This window comes from Flavobacterium sp. N3904 (genome assembly GCF_025947305.1).
Taxonomy (GTDB): domain Bacteria; phylum Bacteroidota; class Bacteroidia; order Flavobacteriales; family Flavobacteriaceae; genus Flavobacterium.
This window is the reverse complement of sequence record NZ_CP110009.1, coordinates 1,641,289-1,662,751: the sequence shown is the minus strand read 5'-3', so window position 1 is coordinate 1,662,751 and position 21,463 is coordinate 1,641,289. Positions and strand designations below refer to the sequence as shown.

Below are 21,463 nucleotides of genomic sequence, written 5' to 3'. Positions count from 1 at the left end.
TTTCTTTATACGGTCAGGCTATCCGCGCTACTTCGGTAGCTCGCTTCTATCCTTCACGCACGAAAACTAATACATAAACACATCCTAAAAAATCTAATCATTTACACACATAGTCATCAATTTTTTATTGATAAAATCTTATTTCTTACAAAATAATTGTATTTTAGTTCGATGAAAGTATTACAATTCCCACTTATCAGAATTACAGCAGCTTTTATTTTAGGTATTCTATTAGCCTATTTTATAAATCCAATTCCTTTTGTTGCATTTACTTTTCTTTCAATAGCTACTTTTATTTTTAGTGTAATTTATTTTTCGACAAATTTAAAATCAAAATTTTCGATGCTTTTTGGAATAGCAACTTTTCTGCTTGCCTTATCCATTGGAGCCACTACTCAAATAGTTCATACCGATTCTTTTCAGAAAAATAACTACACTCATTCCAAAGATCTCTTTGACAAAAAACACTCTTTTACCGTTACTTTAAGAGAAAAGTTAAAAAGTTCCAATTCAAATGAACGCTATATTGCTTTAGTAAATTCCATAGATCAAAAAAATTATTCGGGACGAATTATTCTCAACATTCGCAAAGACAGTTTAAATCATAATTTTGAAATTGGCAACCAATTAAAAATTGAAGCCTCTTTATACAAAAACACACCACAAAAAAATCCAAATCAATTTGATTATCAAAAATACCTAGAGAACAAACAAATTTACGCCCAACTCTACGCCGACCAAAATGAAATACAAGTAAGACCAACAATTGAAAAAGATATTTGGTATTATACTTCACAGTTAAGAACGCATATTATTCAAAATTTAGAGAAAAGTAGATTTCACAAAAAAGAATTAAACGTTGCAGTCGCATTAATCATGGGACAGCAACAAGACATTTCTCCAGAAATAATTAAGGATTACCAATATGCAGGAGCCGTACATATTTTATCTGTTTCAGGCTTACACATTGGTTTTATCTTACTGTTTGTAACCTTTATACTCAAACCTTTTCCAAACTCCAAACGAGGTTCATTAATCAAATTAACAATCATACTTAGTTCGCTATTTCTTTTTGGAATCTTGGCTGGATTGGCTCCATCTGTTGTGCGTTCTGTTACGATGTTTTCTTTTGTTGCCATTGGGAACTATTTAAGGCGAAGCGTCAACATCTATCATACATTGCTCGCATCCGTCTTGCTTATTTTACTTTTTCAGCCTTCCTTTTTGTTTGATGTAGGGTTTCAATTGAGTTATGTTGCTTTATTTTTTATAATCTGGCTGCAACCTCTTTTGGCAATAGTCTGGACTCCAAATAACTTTTTTTTTAAATACATTTGGGACATCCTGACGGTTTCATTTGCGGCTCAAATAGGAACCCTACCCTTAAGTATTTATTATTTTCATCAATTCCCTGGATTATTTTTTGTGACCAATTTAATTGTGATTCCGTTTCTGAGTATCATTATGGCTTTGGGAAGTTTGGTTATGATCTTTGCGGCTTTCAATTGGGTACCCTTTTACCCTGCTAAAGCATTAGAATTAAGCATTCATTTTTTGGATAAAATAATCAACTCCATAGCCTCATTAGAGCAATTTATAATCAAAGACATCCCTTTGAATTTATCATTATTAATTATAACTTATTTATTGATTATTGCTGTAGTTCTTTGGTTCAAAAAACCAAGTTTCAAAAGGCTCGCATATGTTTTAACAGCAATTATACTGTTCCAAATAGGGAACATAAAAACAAAATGGGACATCCAAAATCAAGAAGAATTTGTAGTGTTTAATTCTAAAAGGAGTACTTTAATCACAGAGCGAAAAGGAGACAAAGTTTTATTATATGCCAACGACAGTCTTTTGAAAAATGCAAAAAACAACATCTTAATCTCTTCCTATCTCACCGGAAATTTTAGTAAAGTAAATGATAAGAAAAGTTTAAAAAATTTGGTTTATTTCAAAGGAAATAAAATCTTGATAATCGACAGTTCAAAGGTTTATACTCAAACAATACAGCCTGATATTGTCCTGCTCACACAATCAACAAAAATCAATCTAGATCGACTTTTACAAACTTTGAAACCGAAAATTGTAATTGCTGATGGATCCAATTTCAAAACTATTCAAAAACGCTGGAAGGCCACTTGTACTGAACAAAAAATCCCTTTTCACGCAACAAGTGAAAAGGGATTCTATAAAATTAACTAATGGTCTTAGATTATGACTTTTTAGATTTTTTTGTTTTTGCAGGTTCTGGACTCAAAGTCGGTTTTTTTACAAAAGGTTCTGCAACTGCCAACCAAGCCGTTGGTCCGCCAGCAACGTATCCTGTATTTCCTAATCCTTCAAAATTTACTTTTCCATCTTTAACGGTTGCATTTGCAAAGAAAACCGTTGGGAAACCCTGAACCCCAAAGGCTTGTTGCAATTCATTGTTTTGCTTTTTAATTTCTTCTGGTTGAGCGGTTCTTCTAGGAAAATCCAATTCTACAAGTACAACACTTTCTTTGGCCCATTTGCTAAACTCAGGAGTTTTGAGTACCTCATTTTGCAAACGAATACACCATCCACACCAATCACTACCTGTAAAAAATAGCATTAACGGTTTTTTTTCTTTATTTGAAACCGTAATTGCTTCTTTCACATCGGTGTACCATTTTAGTTCTTGAGCTTGAATTACACTAATTCCTATAAAGAATAATGTGATTAAAAATATTTTTTTCATCTTCTGTATTTATTAATTTTTACGTAAAATTAGGGTTGCAAAAAGGTAAAATTTTCATCATGTTAGCTTCCTAATGGTTATTTTATTTACAAATCTAAACAAAAATAATACCAAAATTTGTCTGCTACTTTACTTCTTGCATTAATTTCTTAACTAACGGAGAAATAACTATTAAAACTATCCCAGCAATCAAAGCATAAATACCCAATTGTTTATACCCATCTGCATATACATTTAATTTTTCAAGATTGGTAGCATGCTCTGATGCTTCTGCAATATTGGCACCTAATAGTCCTGCAAAATATTGGCCGTAAGCACTGGCCAGAAACCACATTCCCATGATAACCGCCTGGGTTTTCAAAGGAGACAATTTTGTCATGGCAGACATTCCAATTGGTGATAAACATAGTTCCCCAAAAGTGATAATGAACCAACCGAAAGTAAACAATCCCAAAGATGTTCTACCATCTGCTCCTGCGAAAAATTTAGTGTAATAAAAAATCCAAAAACCGGCAGCTAGAAACAAAAATGCCAAACCAAATTTAATAACCGTATTAGGTTCAATTTTTCTTTTAGCCATCCACAACCAAACCAATCCTACCAAGGCAGCAAAACCAATTACAAAGAAAGAATTCGCAGAATTATTTACCCCATTTGGACTTAATTTTACCCCAAGAATAGTATTGTTAAGATTATTCACGGCGAAAAGACTCAATGAACCTCCGCTTTGTTCAAAAAACGCCCAAAAGAAAATGGAAAATATGATGAAAACCAAAGCAGCAAATAATTTCTTGTTTTCGGCTGCTGAAAAGTTTTTCATTTCATACAATAAATACAAAATTGAAGCAGGCCCGATAAACATCATAAAATAATCTGTATAAACCGTATTGGCAACCATGATGATAATTACAGGAATAATCAACAAGGAACCAACATACGTTAATACTTCCGATTTTTTTCGTTTAGAAGCTTCGATATCAGCTAATGGAGAAAGACCTATTGTACCTAAGGATTTTTGCGTTTGTGTAAAAGTCAAAAGACTAATAATCATTACAATTGCAGCAAAACCAAAACCAACATTCCAACGCAGATGTTCCGGAACCATAGATTGCCACATGGACCCCTCAGCAACTGCAATACAAATATATCCTCCAATTAATGCACCAAGATTCACTCCCATATAAAAAAACGAAAAACCGGCATCCCGTCTGGGATCACCTTCTTTGTACAATTGTCCGACCATGGATGAAATATTGGGTTTGAAAAAACCTGTTCCCACAATCGTAAATCCAATACCTATAAAAAAGTAACTTTTGGGATCGATTGATAAAATAACGCTACCGACTATCATTAAAATTCCACCCCAGAACAGCGATTTTCGTAGGCCTAAAATCTTATCGGCAAACAAACCACCGATAAATGTAAATGCATACACCCATGCTTGAGTAGCTCCATATTGCAAGTTGGCAATTCTATCGTTCATCCCCAATTGACCCACCATAAATACAACCAACATTCCTCGCATTCCGTAGAAACAAAAACGCTCCCACATTTCGCTAAAAAACAAATACCACAATTGTTTGGGATATTTTCCTTTAAAATTTTGTATTTGCTCTAAACTTAAATTTTGTTCCATTATAATTATTTTAAGTACGTAAATAAAAAACATCATCTTCTTGATTGAATCAAAAAGATGATGTTTTACAATATTTTTATATCATTAAATTATCGAACACCGTGCATCATTTTTTTCAAAAATGGAGTTAGTGCGAATAAAATTAACGCTGCAAGTCCTGTCAAAATAACAAATACCATAAAGAATTCGAATAAATTATGAATTTCAAAACCTGCAAAAATTGGATTATGATCCATGATTTGATTCGTATCCAATAATTGAATTTGTTCTGTTGTTAGTGTTATTTTTTTATCCAATACTGCCTGCAAATCTATTCCTAATTCTTTTGCTTTATTGAATTTATCTCCAGTTGCTGGCAATATAGAACCCAAAGTTCCAGCTAAGGCATATCCTGATGCATTAGACAAGAAAAACACTCCATATAATAAAGAAGAGAAACGTTTTGGGGATAATTTTCCAACCAATGACAAACCGATTGGTGATAAACATAATTCTGCACAAGTATTCAATAAATATAATAGGATTAACCATTTAATAGCCAACAACCCAGAAGTTCCAAGATCTTTTACTTGAGTAGCAATCATAAAGAAACTCACCGTAATTAATAATAATCCCAAAGCTAATTTTACTGGAGAAATAGGTTCTTTATCATTCGCTCTTAATTTATCCCACAACATACTGAATGGAACCGCTAAAGCAACAACGAATAATCCGTTGAAAATTTGCACCATAGAAGCCGGCATTGGCCAACCGAAAAAGTTCCTGTCAGTTTGGTTATCGGCAATAAAAGTCAATGATGAACCTGCTTGTTCAAAAGCAGCCCAGAAGAATATAATAAAGAAGGAAATTATATAAATTACAATAATTCTGTCTCTTTCTACTTTTGTCAATGAACTGTCCGACAAAATCAAACCTGCCAATGTAATACCACTTGCGTAAATTATTGGATAAATAATCGTTTTAACTACATTTTCACCATCTACAGAAAAATGGAACAATAAAAACAAACCAACAAAAGCAATTACTGATACTATTAAAGATTTATGAGTGAAAACAGCGCTTTGAGCCTCTCCTTCTTCGTAATCTGAAGACACATTTTTAGAAGGCAATCCCCCTAATGGTTTCCCTTCTGGAGTAACCACATATTTATTTTTCAAAAAGTAAAACACCAAAGTTCCAAGGAGCATCGCGATTGCAGCAGCAAGGAATCCCCATTTAAAAGCGTGAATATCTCGGACTCCACCTACGCTTTTAACATCTCCAATCAAAGGACAAATGAATTGACCCAAGAAAGCCCCTAAATTAATTCCCATATAGAAAATAGTAAAGGCAGTATCCAATTTGCTTTTTTCCTGTTTTGGATACAAACTACCTACCATACTCGAAATATTAGGTTTGAAAAATCCGTTTCCAAAAATAATAACTCCTAGTCCAGAATACATAATGGTTGTTGCTAAACCAAGATTTTCTCCAAAGACACTTGCGCTGGTAAATAACAATAATTGCCCAACAGCCATCATCAATCCACCGAGCATAATACAATTTCTATTTCCAAAAAAACGATCTGAAATAAAACCTCCAAGCATTGGAGTCAAATAACAAAGACCTAGAAAACCTCCATAAATTAAGGAAGCATCTTCTTCTTTCATCATTAAGGAATTTACAAGAAAAAGAACCAATAAAGTTCGCATTCCATAAAAGTTGAAACGTTCCCACATTTCGGTTCCAAATAGCACCCAAAGTCCTTTTGGATGTGCTGTTTTTGTTTGAATTTCTGTCATTTTTTGTTTTTGGTTTTGATTTGGTATTTGTGATTTGGGTTATAAATTCTCTTTGATAAAGTTAGTCATTTTGGTATACAGTTGAATTCTGGTTTTTCCACCATAAATACCGTGGTTTTTATCTGGATAAATTTGAGAATCAAATTGCTTGTTTGCTTGAATTAAAGCCTCCATCATTTGCATAGAATTTTGCACATGTACATTATCATCACCAGATCCGTGTATCAACAAGAATTTACCTTTCAATTTATCTACATGATTTATTGGGGAATTATTATCGTAACCACTTGCATTTTCTTGTGGTGTTTGCATGTATCTTTCTGTATAAATGCTATCGTAAAAACGCCAGTTGGTTACTGGAGCTACCGCAATTGCCATTTTAAATACATCTGCTCCTTGGAAAATACAGTTGGACGCCATAAATCCTCCGTAAGACCAACCAAAGATTCCAATTCTAGATTTATCAACGTAAGGATAATTTCCAATAACTTTGGCAGCATCAATTTGGTCTTCCACTTCGTATTTTCCTAATTCTTTTTGGGTCATTTTTTTGAACTCAGCACCTTTAAAACCTGTCCCTCTTCCATCTACACAAGCCACAATATATCCTTGTTGGGTTAACATCATAAACCAATAATCATCGGCACCATTCCAATCATTGTTTACTTGTTGCGATCCCGGACCAGAATATTGGTACATAAAAACCGGATATTTTTTTGATGCGTCAAAATCTTTAGGCTTCAACATCCATGCGTTTAATTCATTTCCTTTGTCGGTTTTTAAAACAAAAAACTCTTTTGAAGGCAAATTATAGGCTTTTAACTTTTCTACCAATGCATCATTATTTACAATAACCTGAATTTGTTTCCCATCTTTCGAATCGTTCAAAGTGTAGGTTGGTGGTGCAATGGCACTAGAAAAAGAATTGATGAAAAACTGAAAATTAGGACTAAAAGTAGCGCCATTTGTTCCTGTATTTTGAGACAAACGCACTTTGTTTTTTCCATTCAAATTAATGCGATACACATCTCTGTTGATTGAACCATTCTCTGTAGATTGATAAAAAACAGTATTTGTTTTTTCGTCAAAACCATAATAGGAAGTTACTTCCCAGTTTCCTTTGGTAACTTGATTTTTAAGTTTTCCAGTTTTATCATAAACATAAATGTGATTGAAACCATCTTTTTCGCTGGTCCAAATAAAGCTATTGTCCTTTAAGAACGTTAAGTTATCAGTATCAATATAATCAATATATCCTTTTTCGGTTTCGTTCAAAATAACTTTTGTTGCTCCAGTAGTTCCATCAACAAACAACAAATCCAAATTATCTTGATGGCGATTTAATATTTTGGCACACAAAACGTTTGCATCGTTGGTCCATTCTATTCTTGGAATATAAAAATCATTATATTTTCCTAAATCTACATTTTTTACCGCTTTAGTAGTTACATCATATAAATGCAAAGAAACAAGAGAGTTTTTTTCTCCAGCTTTTGGATATTTGAATGTCTCGATTGTTGGATACAAATCTTTTTGAAAAATAGACATTGAGAATTCAGGAACTTCGCTTTCATCAAAACGGACGAAGGCTATCTTTTTACTGTCTTTACTCCAATCAAATGCTCTAACAAAAGCAAATTCTTCTTCGTAAACCCAATCCGTAATTCCATTAATTATTGCATTCTTTTTCCCATCAGTAGTAATGGCTATAGATTGTTTTGAAGCAATATCATACACAAATAAATTATTTTCTTTTCCATAAGCAATCTTTTTGCCGTCTGGCGAAAAGGTTGGCTCCTGAACCTGAAAATCAAATAACTTGGTAAGTTCCTTGTTTGTGGTATTGTATAAATAATAATCGGCAGTAAAGGAATGACGATAGATTTGATTATTGTTACAAGCCAATAAAATCAGCTTTTCTTCAGCGTCGAAAGTATAACTTTCAATCATTGGCAACTCTTTGTGGTCTTTTGTATCAATAAGTGTTGACACTTTTTTTAATGTTGCAAAATCATAAAGATCGATTTGCATACTTTTTGAAGCTCTATCAAAATTCAATACCGTATATTGATTGGTATTTTTCATTGACTGCAACTCTTCCATTCCTTTGGGACGAAAAGCGCCTGTAAAAATGGCATCAACAGTTATTTTTTGTTGTCCAAAAACAGTAAAACACAAGAACAAAAGTAACGTAGTAAGCTTGCTTGAATTCATAATATAGATTGAGTTATAAAAGTCACAATTTTAGTGAAAAATTTACATATAAAACACTTTTGATGTGTTAAATGTTATAAAAAACTATTTTTTAACTCATTTTAAATTATTCTAAAATAAAAAAAGTTAAACAATCAAACAATTCGCACTGTAGTTCGTCTAACTTTAAATATTACATAATAAAACATTGAGATATAAATACAAATAATGGTATTCGTCAATTTATTCAAAAAAACAAATCCTCACTCTACATTATACTTATTATTCAAAACAGCTCTTAACTTTACAGCACTTGCCCGTAATTTTTTTAAAGTCTGTACATTCAAAGTCGCACTGGTTTTGGCCAATTCAACTCGCATTAAAAATCGATTCATTAAAATTGGATCGGTATTGAAAAGTGCAGGATTTCCTTTTGGCATATCGATTTCCGGAAAACGATTTATCATGGTGTCAAAAACCCTTACATCAAAAACCTGAATCATCTGCTCTCTGTAATAATTGAGCTCTTCCATTGCAAAAATTTGACTTTTTTGAAATTGTTGATATATATTGTAATAAGACTGAATGCTGTCAACCAAAGCTTTACTTTTTATTAATCGAAGATTTCCGGAACTTTTCAATTCCATCAAAGTTCCGTCGGTCATTATATAGCTTTTGCCCAAAACAGATATCTTTCTCGCCAAATAATAGATTTTAGCATTGTTATTTTTATTTCCAGAAAACAGTAATGCAGTCAAAGAATCTGCATTGTGAATTCTATCAGTTTTGTTTTTTAAATCGACATCAATATTTACAAGATCCTCATCAAGATCCTGAATCATTGATACGGCATATTGTTCCTCTTTTTCATTTTCCAGATTATGATCTAAATAATATTCGGCCAAAGTCCCACAAAAAACAGCCAAAAAAAGCATTAAAAATTGTGACAAATATTGCTTCCATAAAGTATTATGCTCGATGTGTCCGTGATGATGTACTTCCATTATTGTATCTAAATTTAATTTCAAAAATGATTGAAATACAAATTAAATCCTTTCTGGTTCAAAATACAAATGAAATTAGAAAAACACAATGAAAAGGAATGTGTATCTTTGTTTTAGTTACTCTTTAATATAAAAAACATGAACAACGCTGTTGCTGGATTTTCTAAATTATCCAAAGAAGAAAAAATAAACTGGATTGCCAATCACTATTTTTCAACTCCAAATGAAGCAATTGCATTACTTAAAAACTATTGGAATTCTGACGAGAAAATTCAAAAACTTCACGATGAATTTATAGAAAACACCATTTCAAATTTTTATATTCCGTTGGGCGTTGCTCCCAATTTCCTGATTAATGGCAAGTATAGCACAATACCAATGGCAATTGAAGAAAGTTCTGTGGTTGCCGCTGCCGCAAAAGCTGCTAAATTTTGGTCAACTCGCGGTGGTTTTAAAGCCACTGTACTTGATACTGAAAAAATAGGCCAAGTTCATTTTATTTTTAAAGGTGACAAATCCAAATTGGTTCTGTTTTTTGCACAATATAAAACTACTTTTTTTGAAGACACTGAAAGCATTACAAAAAATATGCAAAAAAGAGACGGAGGAATATTGGATATTGTTTTAAAGGACAAAACCAATCTAATCCCAAATTACTATCAACTGCACGCTACTTTTGAAACCAAAGATAGCATGGGAGCCAATTTTATAAATTCTTGTTTGGAGCAGTTTGCCAAAACATTAAAGGAAAAAGCACTTGTTTATGATCTTTTTTCGAAAGAAGAAAAAGCTATCGAAGTTGTCATGAGCATTCTTTCCAATTATGTTCCCAATTGTATTGTTCGGGCCGAAGTTTCTTGTCCTGTTGAAGATCTGGTCGAAAAGCACATTGAGAACCCACAAGAATTTGCAGAAAAATTTATTCAAGCTGTTCAAATTGCAGAAGTAGAACCCTTTAGAGCGGTAACCCACAACAAAGGAATCATGAACGGAATAGATGCTGTTGTGCTTGCTACAGGTAATGATTTTCGAGCAGTTGAAGCAGGAATACATGCATATGCTTCAAGAAAAGGACAATACTCGAGTCTCTCTCATGCTAAAATAGAAAATGGAATTTTCAGTTTTTGGCTAGAAGTCCCACTGGCATTAGGAACTGTAGGCGGCTTGACTTCGCTGCATCCATTAGTAAAATTATCATTGGAAATGCTCGAAAAACCTTCTGCCATAGAATTAATGCAGTTTGTTGCTGTTGCGGGCTTGGCACAAAATTTTGCAGCATTGCGCTCCTTGACGACAACCGGAATTCAAGACGGTCACATGAAAATGCATTTGAACAATATTCTAAACCAGTTTGAAGCCAATGACGAAGAACGTGTTTTGATAAAAAAACATTTCAAACACCATATTGTTTCCCATAGTGCAGTAGTGGATTTTATTGAACAACTTAGAAAATAATTCCCAATCATAGAACAGTCATTAAATCAAAGCATTGAAAAAAACATTTTACAGCAACGGAAAACTATTAATCACCGGAGAATATTTAGTTCTTGATGGCGCAAAAGCATTGGCATTGCCAACAAAATTTGGGCAAAACTTAATTGTAGAAAAAAGCTCCAATCAAGAAATAAAATGGACCAGTTATGATGCCGATGAAAGCGTTTGGTTTGATGAAATAATTTCATATTCAGCAATAAAAAAGAATCCAGCTCTTGAAAAAGAATCCGTAAAAACTACATTGATTACTATTTTGCACGAAGCTTATCTATTAAATCCGAAACCAATAGATTCTTCGGAAGGTTACACTGTTTCAACCCAATTGACCTTTCCGAGAAAATGGGGATTAGGCACCTCTTCAACCTTAATTAATAATATTGCTCAATGGTTCGAAATAAATGCCTTTGAGCTGCTTAAAAATAGCTTTGGAGGCAGTGGCTACGATATTGCCTGTGCGCAAAATGACTTTCCAATCGTTTATCATTTAGAACAAGGAAAACCTATTGTCGATAAAGTACATTTCGAACCTAGTTTTTCAAAAAGCCTATACTTTGTTTATCTCAATCAAAAACAAAGTAGTAAAAATGCTATTGCTTCGTATAAAGAGAAAAAAAATAATTTGAAAACCCAAAAAGAAGCTATAAACCAAATAACAGAAACCGTTTTAGAAGCAAAAAATATAGATGTTTTTTCTAAAGTACTTCAAAATCATGAAAAGCAACTAAGTTCAATTCTGGAAACCAAAACCGTTAAAGAAATATTATTTCCAGATTTTAATGGAACGATAAAAAGTCTTGGTGCTTGGGGAGGCGATTTTGTTTTAGCTATCTCTGAAGATGACCCCAAACCTTATTTCATTTCAAAAGGATATGAAACAATAATTCCATATAATGAAATGATTTTATAACTAGTAAAATCATAAGAATATACAAAATCAAAAACCCGATACTTTCAATAAGAAGTATCGGGTTTTTTATGTTTAGATAATTACCGTTTAGTAATTAAAATCTTTTCTATTGTCTTTAATGTCTGCATCTTCTTTCAAGGCAGGAAGTACTCTGTTTACATCCGAAGCGTTTTGCGCTTTTAGTTTAGCAACATTTGGAGCATAACTTTTCAATGCCGGTGCTTTTACAGTACTTATATTTTTTACAACATAAACTCCCGTAACTCCTTCGATTGGAGCTGATAGTTTATTAGCAGCCAATGCAAATGCATTTCCTACTACTTTTGGCTCTTGACCAACACCACCTGTTAGAACTGGATTTTCCAAAGTAACATCAGTCGCTTGTTGTACAGTCGAACCTGTTGCTTTTGCAATAGCCTCTAAAGAAGAACCGTTCATTTTTGCTTTTAGCAATTCTGCTTTTTTCTTGTTTTTAAGAATTGGTTCTACATAAGGTCTTACCTGATCCACTGGAACTAACCCTGAATTATCAATAGATTTAACTTTTGCAATTACGTGACCTAAATTAGCCACTTCAAATCTTTTTACAGCTCCTTCTTTTGAATCTTTTTCAAATGCCCATCTTACAATAGTTCTTTGATTTCCAATTGAACCAAAATTTTCATCCATTGCTTTAACAGTAACTGTTGGAGCAATAGTAAGTGCCATGTCTTTTGCAGTTTTATCAAAATCTTTGTCGGCAACAGCCATTTCAAATTTTGTAGCTTGTTCAAAAACTTTATCTGATGTAGCTTCTGAAGCTTCAATTTTTTGAGCTACAGTAGCCAAACGAATTCCATCTTGTTTGTCAGTAATTTTGATAATATGGTAACCAAATTGTGTTTCTACCAATCCTACTTTTCCAATACCGTTATTGAACACGAAATCGTTAAAAGGTTTAACCATTTGATTTGGACCAAAATATCCTAAATCACCACCTTGTTGAGCAGATGAATCATCTGAATTGGTAAAAGCCAACATTAAGAAACTGTCTGGGTTTGCATTTACTTGGGCTAGAATAGCTTCTGCTTTTGCTTTTGCTTGTTCTTTAGTTCTTTTTTCTCTTGTGTTTGGAGTTTGTGAACCTTCATAGCCAATAAGAATATGACTTGCTTTTGCATTTACACCAGCTTTTCTACCTAAAGATTTAGAAATGCAATAGTATTTTCCAAAAATATATGGTCCGTAAACTGATCCGGGAGCCAAGTTGTACAATTGATCAGCATCTACAGCCGGCAAGTTATTTTTAGGTACGTATGTTGAATCATAAGGAACGTCTGAATTTGAATTTACAAAGTCAATTACATTTGTAGTTGTTCTGAATCCAGCAACAGTATCATTTTTACCAGTCGCTTGGTTGTAAACTACACTTCCTGATAACAAAGCCGTGATTTTAGATTTGATTTCATTCTCATCTGCTGGAGATGCTTTGTCTTCAATCAAAACATATTCTACTTTACGAGTTTCTTCAGATTTGAATTTTTTAGGATTTAATTTCATGTATTCAACAATTTCAGCGTCAGTAACTTTTACTTCACTGTCTTTAATTGTAGAATATAAACCAGCAACATAAGCAAAATTTACTTTGTTTGCACCCATTTCATAATTGAACTTTCCTTCGCTATCAGTTGTATAAATTCCTGATTTGATCAAAGTATTGTAAATTTGAAATTTTGCATTAAGCTCGGCATCTTGCTCTCTGTCTTTCAAATATTGTGCTTGTTCTGGATTTGATTTGAAATATTCTTTGAATTTAGCAACATCAAAGATTCCAGCTGCATTCAAAAACATTGGGTTTTTACCAATATTTGGATCTGCTTTTAAAACGTCAAGAATGTGATTTTCACCAACTCTCAATCCCAATTTATCAAATTCGGCAGAAAGTAAAGCAACAGAAACTTCTTGATCCCATACTCTCTTTGACGCTTCAGTTGCAGAAATCCCTTGCCCACTTTTCTCAACATTGCTTACTTTTATTCTAAAGTCCTCAAATGAGATATCCTTTCCATTGATGCTTCCAACATCCTTTGAGCTTTTACCAAAATTTCCTTTTGTAAAAAGATCTTGTATTATAAATGAAAATAATGCTAGAGCAATAACTCCAATCATTATAGCGGAATGTTGTCTAATTTTTGATAAAACTGCCATTGTATATTATTGTTTATTTTAAAAATTTTGTTTGCGAAAATACAATTATCTAATTAATAATTATAGAACTACTGTTTTTTTTTTGCTTTTTTTTATATTTAAAAAAAAATATCAGTCTTTGATAGCCATTTTAACCAATTCTATCTTCTTATTTGTGGCTTCCTCTATTATAAAATGATAGTTTTCTATAGTTATAGCATCGCCTTTTTGAGGAATTTCCTTGGTAAAATCTACTATGAATCCTCCAAGAGTTCCGTAAGATTCACTTTCGGGTATTGCCAATTTATACGTTTGATTCAGATATTCAACATCAAAACGGGCCGAGAATAAAAAAGTACCATCTTCGAAGTCCTTTTCAACCAATTCCTCATCCGAGTCATGTTCATCTTCGATTTCGCCAAAAAGCTCCTCTACAATGTCTTCAATTGTCAACATTCCAGAAGTCCCGCCATATTCATCTAATACTACTGCAACACTTTTTCTTTTTTTGGTCAACAAATTCATAGCATCTTTGATATAAATTGCTTCCGGGATAAATTCAACAGGAATAATGATGTCTTTTATAGTAGAAGGTTTCTTAAACAAATCGAATGAATGCACATAGCCAATGATATCATCCATTGAGTTTTGATAAATTACAATTTTGGAATAACCCGTTTCAATAAACAAATTTTTCAGGTCTTCTAATGAATCTGACGAGTCCATTGCTGCAATTTCTGTTCTTGGCGTCATGACATCTCGGGCCTTAACTCCAGAAAAGTCCAATGCATTTCGAAATATTTGTATTTCTGAATCTACATCATCATGATCTTCAACGGTACTCATTTGTTCTGTAATATAATTTCCCAATTCTATTTTACTAAAATAAAGTTGTACCTGATCTCCTTCGGTTTTAAAGAATCTCTTTAGAACAAAATCAGAAATCCAGATCAAAAAAGTAGAAATGAAATAAAATAATTTATAAAAAAAATAAGCAGGAATCGCAAAAAACTTTATAAGTGTATTGGCGTAGATTTGAAAGAATACTTTTGGCAAAAACTCTGCAGTTATCAAAACAATAAAGGTAGAGATTGCAGTTTGTAGCAAGAGAGTAGAAAAATGCGAAAAATGCAAATCAAAAACCAAAAGCCACCTCATCAACAAATCGCCCATAAAAAACCCATAGACCACAAGTGCTATATTGTTTCCAATAAGCATTGCTGCAATAAATTTTGATGGTTTTTCTACAAGCTTTGTTAAAATTCTTGAAAGAAAATTGTCTTGCTTTTTTTCAAGTTCCAAATAAATTTTATTTGAAGAGATAAAGGCTATCTCCATTCCCGAAAAAAAGGCACATAGTATTAAACACAATATTATAATACTAATTTCCATTTATTAGGATTGTTTGTTTCTGTCGTCGAACTTCTTGGAAAACTTTCTTCTAAAGAAAAACATAAAAATAGCAAGTCCGGCAATGATGAAGCTCAACCAAGGTGTTTCGGTAACTGAGTTCCATTTTGTAAATCCATCATATAAAAAATAGATTCCAAAAGCCAAATAAAGATAAGAGGTGTATTTTAAAAAATTCATGTTTTCAATTGTATAAAATTATTCTGAGGATTCAATTTCTCCTTCAATTCTTTGGGAATTCACCACTTTAAAATCTTTGCTAAAATCAATTCCCTGTCCTGTCGAACCACCTTTAGCATCAGTCAATTTAAATTTCTTCTCCGTATAAAACCATTGATTTTTTTGATCGAAATACAATTGTTCTGTCTCGAGCATTTGTCCTGCTTCTGAAGTGATTTTTACTTTTCCCTGCAAATCAATAATATTTGTTTGCTTATAAGAAACTGCATAATTTGATTTTATGAATGTTCTTTTGCCTTTGTTATCATAAATTGTGACATCTACACCTTTTGGGAATTCTGTAAATGCAAAATCTACATTCGCATAGTCCAGCATTTTTGGACTTACTAAAATTGATTTTATTCTGCCTGAATCTGTGTATTTCAAATTAACAGTATCTGCATCACCACTTGGAATAAACTCAGAATAGCCATTCTTTTGCACTTCCTTAAAATTGCTTTCACAACCTATACTAATACTTAGTATCAAAAATAAGGTGCTGAAAAATAAAAAATGTTTTTTTAAGAAAATCATATGCTAAATGTTGACAAATAAAAACTAATGCAAATTAACAACTTTTAGTCGATTTTTCTTTGTCTAAACCATTTATCATTTAGTGAAAAACTCAAACTAAATATTCCGTAATTTTCTTGTATCAATCCACTTGCTGTTGTTCCTTTTTTACCAAACTCCAAACCGATGTTAAAATTAGAAAAATTTCCATTTGTTGCAGGCAATCCAAATCCTATCGTGATACCTTTCTCATCAATTGATTGAGAATTAACTATAGTTCCTGTTCTATTGAATTTTAAACCTCCTCGATAAGTGATTTTTTGATAATATTTTGAGAAAACATTATAATTTGGTATATAATATCCCCCAATACTATAATTAATGTTACTTTCATAAGAGACATTACTGGCTGTGTTAAAATCATTTGCTAAAGCACTGGTGTTTTGATAAATAATTTGAGATCCAATCATCCATTTTTTTGATTGGCCAATTCCGACGCCAAATGTTGTTTTATTGGCTATCGATAAATCTTTTTTGGTTTCTACCACAGGAAGGGCATCTGTCTTAACTAAGTTATTATTTGAATCGTATTGCACTGTAAATATTGCTCTTGTGTTTCTTGATACTAAGGTGCTTTGAGGCATAAACGTTAAACTCGTATAATAATTCAATTTTGAATTGATTTTACCTTTGTACATTGCACCAAAATTAAAACTCAATCCTCTTAAATCAGCATCATTTTCTTCAAGAGTACCAATTGCCACTTCAGTAATGAATTCTGCATTCGTATTTTGAATTCTCCCGAAGTTGTATTGCATATCGGCTCCGACTAATAGACCAGGCATAATTGTGTATCCAAAAGAGAAAAAAGCTTTGTTGAGACCTCCAGAACCGGTTAGTCTATTATTGTTTACATTGCCGTCAGTGCTCACCGATTCAATATTATATCCTACAGATGAATATGGTAATAATCCAAAACCAACACCCATTTTTCCTAATGGTAATGCTACTGCCAAATAATCCAAACTAGTTCTATTTGCTTTTGCATTTTCTGTATCTGTCTTTAATTTAGTACCGGTATAACTACCACCCATTGTAAAAGTGGTCAATCTCATAGCTGCAAAACTTGCTGGATTCAATATATTGATATGAATACTATCTTGCTCAACACCAACTCCAGCCATCGAACGTATTTCTAAAGTTCCCTTAAATCTAACATCTCCAATTCCAAAATAAGAATAAGGGGAAGCAGTTCCACTTTGAGCAAAAGATACAAGTGTAAAAAAGAAACAGGCAGCAACAATAATTTTTTTAATCATTTTTGATTTTATATTGAAAAATTTGGTTCAAACTCTCTAATAGAAAATTTGAATTGGCAAATATGGTATTTTTTAATCGTTTAGCCAAAAAATCTGTGTCGCCCCCCGTTAAAATTATTATAAAATTTGCATATTGTGCCCGATATTCATCGACAAAACCATTAATCTCATAGACCAATCCGTTTACAACCCCAGAATGAATTGACTCTGCTGTTGATTTTCCGATAAAGTAATTTGAATTTTCTAATGTTAACAGTGGGAGTTTTTCGGTATAATGATGTAATGATTCATAGCGTAAACGCAACCCTGGCGAAATAGCACCTCCATGATATACATCGTTTTGATCTACAAAGTCATACGTAACACAAGTTCCGGCATCAATAACTAAGCGGTTTTGTTTTGGATACAGTAAGGTTGCTCCTGCCGCAAGAACCATTCTGTCTATACCCAACGTTTTTGGAGTTGAATACTCATTTGTAAAAGGAAATAAATCATCATGTGAAATAAACCATACTTTTAACTTGTTTTCGAAGTCTAAAAACACTTTTTTTTCAATATTCCTCACCGAAGCAACAATCAAATGAGTTATGTTGGGATATTTTTTTAAAATAATTTCAATGTTTTTTTGAATTTCTATATTCGAAAAAACATAATATTCCAAAGCGATATCTTGCTCAAAAACAGCGCCTTTAATTCTGGTATTCCCAACATCAATCGTTAGAATCATAATATACAATTTAAAAATGCGAAGGTACAAATAGATTTTTTTTAAAAAAGGTCTTGTTTAATTTAAAAAAGGTTCTATATTTGCACCCGCAAACAAGTTCACCGAACTACTATAAAAATAGAAGAAACGTAAACTAATAAGCACGGTACCTTAGCTCAGATGGTAGAGCAATGGACTGAAAATCCATGTGTCCCTGGTTCGATCCCTGGAGGTACCACAAAACCCAAACAGCAATGTTTGGGTTTTTTTTTAACCATAACTAGAATTTATTTCTAATCCCACATTTATTGAAATCAGCAATTAATTTGTTTTAGGCTTTTCTCTAAAAAAATAATTAAGTAAAGATTTAAGTCCTGTAGTAATTCGCTACAGCCATAATGTTAAACAATTGTGCGTCAATTAGAAAATATTTACACTTAGATTGATAATTCTTGATAATTCTTGTTATTTTTGAATAAAAAGATTAATCTTATAAAAGTGAATTGCAAATGCGTTTGAAATTTACACTACACCCATACTATACAAAACCATCAATATTAAGTTCAACTCCAGTTGTAATCTTAATTATTATTTTATTGTATGGAATATTTAAAGAGAACAGCTTTCTTTTTATCGTCTCATTAGGAAATATATCACCCGTTTTCCCGGCTGCCGGATTTTGCTTGGCTTTGGTCTTGCTTTATGGACAAAAAGCATTAACTCAAGTATTTCTTGGCTCTTTTATAGCCAGTATAATTCCTATTTATCCATTTGTAAACATTGCTGACAAACATTTTATTTTATCAGTAGGCCTAAATTTTGTTGGTGCAGTAGGGTTTACAACAGCAACTGCCGTAAGTGCTTTTGTTGTGTCCAAATTCTGCAAAAACAATCACCCACTCTACTCCGGCAACAATGTTCTTTACCTCCTTATATTTGGAACTTTATCCTTTAGCATTATTTCCTCTTTAGTAGGACTAATTTATATACCTCATGAAACTCAGGTTGATAGAGCCACGTTGTTTTATAATTTTATAACTTGGTTTCTGGGAGATGCTATCGGCATTATTATATTTGCCCCATTTGTTTTAGTATGGTATTTTAATGATTTTCAACAAAAAAATAAATTTAAGACACTTGAATTTATCACTACAATACTATCCATAATAATAGTTTTTATAGTTATTTATTTCGAAAAATCCGAATTGGCATACCTCTTAATCCCTCTTCTTTTGTGGTCGGCTTATCGATTTGGAATGCGGTACACTGCATTTATTATTGTTTTATTTTCTATGTCATCCATATTAATAGAAAGTTACGGCTTTGGTCCTTTTGTAAAAGATAATGTAAAAGATTCCATACTGTTTTTAGATCTTTTTTTAAGCGTTATTACCATTTGCAGTCTTTTTTTCGCAGGACTTTTGGCCGAACAAAATAGAGCTGAATACATCATTACAATCAGCGAAAAAAATCTTCGCAAAAACCAAGATGTATTACAATCTACAATTGAAAGTCCGAAAGACATAAGCATTTATTCTATTGACAAAAAATATGAATATATAAGTTTCAATAAACTACATAGTTTAAACATGAAGCAATCCAATCATGTTCAAATTTCAAAAGGAATGAATATAATGCAATGCATTATAGACCAAAACGACAGAGAAGAAACAAAAAATATTTTTGAAAAAGTTTTTACTGGAGAAAGCATTACTAAAATCAAATACATTGAAAGTAATCATACTTATTGGGAAATAAAATGCAGCCCCATTGCAGACGAGAATAAAGACATTATTGGAGCTACCATCTTTTCAATAAATATAAGTGACAGGATAAAATCGGAAGTAGCCTTAAAAAAAAGCGAAGAAAAATACAGAAATATTTTTGAAAACGTTCAAGACATCTTTTTTCAAACAGATATAAATGGTATAATCCTAGAATTGAGTCCTTCGGTACAGCAGCTCATGGATTATACAAAAGAAGAACTCATTGGTCAATCTGTAAATATTGCTTTTTATAAGATAAATGATGGTCAAACCTTAATGAATTTATTAAAAGAGAATGGCTCAGTAAAAGATTTTGAAATAATTCTCAAAACAAAAAAAGGCTTTCAAAAGCACATCTCAATGGATGCCAGAATAATTTATTATTCGAACGGAAACCCTCCGCATATTGACGGTTTTATGAGGGACATAAGTACCCGAAAATCAAACGAATTAAAGATCTCTAAACAAAATATTAAATTACAAATTCAGAACAAGGAACTAGAACAATTTGCTTATATTACTTCTCACGATTTACAAGAACCTTTATTGACCCTAAAATATTTTTCGGAATTAATAAAAGAAGAATTTCCTAATGTTGCAGATAAAAATTTAAATCAATACTTGTATTTTATTATCGAATCATCAGATAGAATGCAAAAACTCGTGAAAGGATTATTAGACTATTCCAGAGTTGGCAATCAAATAAAAATAAAAAAAATTGACTGCAATGAAATAGTGAATGAAGCTATTAACTCCTTGACCGAATTGATTGAAGAAAAAGATATTGAAATCAAAATAAACCAGTTACCTTTATTAGAAGGATATTCTATTGAACTTGTTCAACTCTTTCAGCATTTAATAACAAATTCTATAAAATTTAGAAAAAAACATATTCCATTAATTATCACCATTAGTGCCAAATTAATAAAAGATAATTGGCAGTTTTCGGTGCAAGATAATGGTATCGGAATTGAGAAAAAAAACAAAGAGAAAGTCTTTATCATTTTTAAACGTCTTAATAATCGAGAAGAATATTCCGGAATTGGAATTGGACTTGCCATTTGCAAAAAAATTGTAGAACTACATGGAGGAAACATTTGGGTAGAATCTCAAATTGGACAAGGCTGCACAATTAATTTTACATTACCAAAAAACGAAAAAAAATGAAAAAAATAAATTCTATTTTGCTAATCGACGATGATATGGCGACCAATTTCGTGAGTAAAATGTTAATTAAAAAAGCCGAAATAACAGACCATATAGAAACTGTGTTGAACGGTCAACAAGCCATTGAATATCTTACCAATACAGGAATTTATCATAAAGAAGATGGCATTTTCCCAAAGCCAATGCTAATTTTGCTTGACATAAACATGCCTGTAATGGATGGTTGGGAATTTATAGAAGCCTACCAAAAACTGGATGAAAAACAAAAAGGCGAAGTCATAATCATAATGCTTACCAGCTCACTTAATCCTGATGACAAAGAAAGAGCAACTCATTTTCCGGCAGTTTCAGGTTTTCGAAACAAAATCCTTACCAAGCATGCTCTTGATTCCATTATATTGGAATATTTTCCAAGCTATCTGGAATAAAAAAATTACCCAATAAAGCGTTAAAAAAA

General features: G+C 32.2%; 16 protein-coding genes and 1 tRNA gene. 6 read left to right on the top strand and 11 right to left on the bottom strand.

Translation table 11 applies throughout. The annotated features are described in order from the left end of the window. The first annotated feature begins 171 nt into the window (after positions 1–171). Entirely contained in the window at positions 172–2,208 is a 2,037-nt protein-coding gene (locus tag OLM57_RS06820; protein WP_264566478.1) for a ComEC/Rec2 family competence protein, read from the top strand. Between the two features lie 10 nt (positions 2,209–2,218). On the opposite strand, the gene OLM57_RS06815 is transcribed toward OLM57_RS06820, so the two are convergent. The 5 genes from OLM57_RS06815 to OLM57_RS06795 form a co-directional block, all read right to left on the bottom strand. Beyond that, positions 2,219–2,725 carry a thioredoxin family protein gene (locus tag OLM57_RS06815; RefSeq protein WP_264566477.1) on the bottom strand — a complete coding sequence of 169 codons (507 nt, stop codon included), beginning with the start codon at positions 2,723–2,725 and terminating at the stop codon, positions 2,219–2,221. A 124-nt stretch (positions 2,726–2,849) separates the two neighbouring features. Beyond that, positions 2,850–4,361, bottom strand: coding sequence for a peptide MFS transporter (locus OLM57_RS06810; protein WP_264566476.1), 1,512 nt, complete (start codon positions 4,359–4,361; stop codon positions 2,850–2,852). Positions 4,362–4,450: 89 nt separating this feature from the next. Continuing rightward, the gene (locus tag OLM57_RS06805; RefSeq protein ID WP_264566475.1) at positions 4,451–6,142 is read right to left on the bottom strand and encodes a peptide MFS transporter; all 1,692 of its coding nucleotides are present in this window, start codon (positions 6,140–6,142) and stop codon (positions 4,451–4,453) included. A 39-nt stretch (positions 6,143–6,181) separates the two neighbouring features. Next, complete coding sequence (locus OLM57_RS06800; RefSeq protein WP_264566474.1) at positions 6,182–8,356, bottom strand: S9 family peptidase; 2,175 nt, start codon at positions 8,354–8,356, stop codon at positions 6,182–6,184. 242 nt (positions 8,357–8,598) lie between these two features. Beyond that, positions 8,599–9,339, bottom strand: coding sequence for a hypothetical protein (locus OLM57_RS06795; protein WP_264566473.1), 741 nt, complete (start codon positions 9,337–9,339; stop codon positions 8,599–8,601). A gap of 138 nt (positions 9,340–9,477) precedes the next feature. Between OLM57_RS06795 and OLM57_RS06790 the strand changes: the two genes are divergently transcribed. Together OLM57_RS06790 and OLM57_RS06785 are read left to right on the top strand one after the other, a co-directional pair. Then, positions 9,478–10,794, top strand: coding sequence for a hydroxymethylglutaryl-CoA reductase, degradative (locus tag OLM57_RS06790; RefSeq protein ID WP_264566472.1), 1,317 nt, complete (start codon positions 9,478–9,480; stop codon positions 10,792–10,794). A 34-nt stretch (positions 10,795–10,828) separates the two neighbouring features. Continuing rightward, entirely contained in the window at positions 10,829–11,740 is a 912-nt protein-coding gene (locus OLM57_RS06785; RefSeq protein ID WP_264566471.1) for a GYDIA family GHMP kinase, read from the top strand. Positions 11,741–11,827: 87 nt separating this feature from the next. Here the strand turns inward: OLM57_RS06785 and OLM57_RS06780 are convergent, their stop codons facing one another. The 6 genes from OLM57_RS06780 to OLM57_RS06755 all read right to left on the bottom strand — a co-directional run bounded on the left by OLM57_RS06780 (position 11,828) and on the right by OLM57_RS06755 (position 18,094). Continuing rightward, positions 11,828–13,927, bottom strand: coding sequence for a peptidylprolyl isomerase (locus OLM57_RS06780; protein WP_264566470.1), 2,100 nt, complete (start codon positions 13,925–13,927; stop codon positions 11,828–11,830). Positions 13,928–14,038: 111 nt separating this feature from the next. Beyond that, positions 14,039–15,298, bottom strand: a complete 1,260-nt coding sequence (locus tag OLM57_RS06775; protein WP_264566469.1) for a hemolysin family protein — start codon at positions 15,296–15,298, stop codon at positions 14,039–14,041. Positions 15,299–15,301: 3 nt separating this feature from the next. Further along, the gene (locus OLM57_RS06770; RefSeq protein ID WP_264566468.1) at positions 15,302–15,496 is read right to left on the bottom strand and encodes a hypothetical protein; all 195 of its coding nucleotides are present in this window, start codon (positions 15,494–15,496) and stop codon (positions 15,302–15,304) included. A gap of 18 nt (positions 15,497–15,514) precedes the next feature. Further along, positions 15,515–16,024: an LPS export ABC transporter periplasmic protein LptC gene (gene lptC / locus OLM57_RS06765; protein WP_413614342.1), complete on the bottom strand. Its 510-nt coding sequence runs from the start codon at positions 16,022–16,024 to the stop codon at positions 15,515–15,517. An 89-nt stretch (positions 16,025–16,113) separates the two neighbouring features. Further along, on the bottom strand, positions 16,114–17,367 hold the full coding sequence (locus OLM57_RS06760) for a hypothetical protein (protein WP_264566466.1): 1,254 nt from the start codon (positions 17,365–17,367) through the stop codon (positions 16,114–16,116). Beyond that, on the bottom strand, positions 17,360–18,094 hold the full coding sequence (locus OLM57_RS06755) for a type III pantothenate kinase (RefSeq protein WP_264566465.1): 735 nt from the start codon (positions 18,092–18,094) through the stop codon (positions 17,360–17,362). The genes OLM57_RS06760 and OLM57_RS06755 overlap by 8 nt, the downstream gene beginning before the upstream one ends. A 144-nt stretch (positions 18,095–18,238) precedes the next feature. Between OLM57_RS06755 and OLM57_RS06750 the strand changes: the two genes are divergently transcribed. The 3 genes from OLM57_RS06750 (at position 18,239) to OLM57_RS06740 (ending at position 21,434) form a co-directional block, all read left to right on the top strand. Next, a tRNA-Phe gene (locus OLM57_RS06750) sits at positions 18,239–18,311 on the top strand. Positions 18,312–18,582: 271 nt separating this feature from the next. After that, the gene (locus OLM57_RS06745; RefSeq protein ID WP_264566464.1) at positions 18,583–21,006 is read left to right on the top strand and encodes an MASE1 domain-containing protein; all 2,424 of its coding nucleotides are present in this window, start codon (positions 18,583–18,585) and stop codon (positions 21,004–21,006) included. Beyond that, positions 21,003–21,434 carry a response regulator gene (locus OLM57_RS06740; RefSeq protein ID WP_264566463.1) on the top strand — a complete coding sequence of 144 codons (432 nt, stop codon included), beginning with the start codon at positions 21,003–21,005 and terminating at the stop codon, positions 21,432–21,434. Before OLM57_RS06745 ends, OLM57_RS06740 begins: the two co-directional genes overlap by 4 nt. The last annotated feature ends 29 nt before the right edge of the window (positions 21,435–21,463 follow it).